This window comes from Oleiphilus sp. HI0132, assembly GCF_001635845.1.
The window spans coordinates 1-866 of record NZ_LWGJ01000117.1 but is presented as its reverse complement, the minus strand read 5'-3'; the positions used below and the strand labels follow the sequence as shown (position 1 = coordinate 866).

The 866-nt window shown below is 47.6% G+C and carries 1 protein-coding gene; it reads right to left on the bottom strand.

Going from position 1 to position 866, the window contains the following annotated elements; genetic code table 11:
• Positions 1–757 (bottom strand): M23 family metallopeptidase (locus tag A3766_RS01545; RefSeq protein ID WP_068641527.1); only part of this gene is annotated, 757 nt, incomplete at its 3' end.
• Positions 758–866 lie beyond the last annotated feature (109 nt).

Genomic DNA, 866 nt, shown 5'->3' with positions numbered 1-866 from the left:
TGAAGCCTCCACCATGGTTGACTTCAACTAAGTTACCGTAACCGTAGCGGTCACCTGAGTATGTAACGACGCCCGAGGCAACGGCGATGATGTCACTATCTTCCTTACCTGCGAAGTCTACTCCGGCATGCCAGGCACGCTTTCCTGAAAAAGGGTCTGTTCGGTAGCCATAGGCTGAGGACATCCATCCCCAGGTAATGGGGCGGCCGGCAATAAATAATTCTTCTTGGGTTTTGCGGCTAACAAACAGCGCGTCAATCACTTCTAGCTGCTGCTCACTATCAGTAAGTTGTCGGTCAATCTGATCAAGACTTTCAACAATGCCTGGCAGCACGTAAGACTCGCCCAGCTTTGCATCGGTGGGGCCACCTAGCGCAGGGCTCGCACTGAAGTCAAATTCGCCATTCTTTAGCTTCGCTACTTCTGTCAGTCTTTGACCAAGCGCATCAAGGCGTAACAGTCTGGCCTGCATATCACCCATTCTTAAGGTTAGCGCATCAACCTTTTCCTGAGCTGCTCGCTTAATCCTGGTCACTTGTTTCTTTTGTGCGTTGATATCTTGCTGCCAACCAACAATTATTTCTTTATCTAAAGTCGACTCGGCTTCTCCGGCCACCCAGGTCTGTAGACGGTAGCCCGAAAACACTAGTACGGCCATGAGAAAAACAAATAGCGCACCAACAATGACGAGCTGCTTATTTCCTAACTGATAAGTTTTAGACTTTCCGTGGTTTCGACCAACAAAAATAATATTCATAGCTTTTCTTATATCGTTCTTTTAGCATATCCCTATTCCATGATGTCATTCCATGACTCAATTTGCGCTAGTTTGACCAAGCATCAAGCTCTTTGCAAGCGCTAGTCGC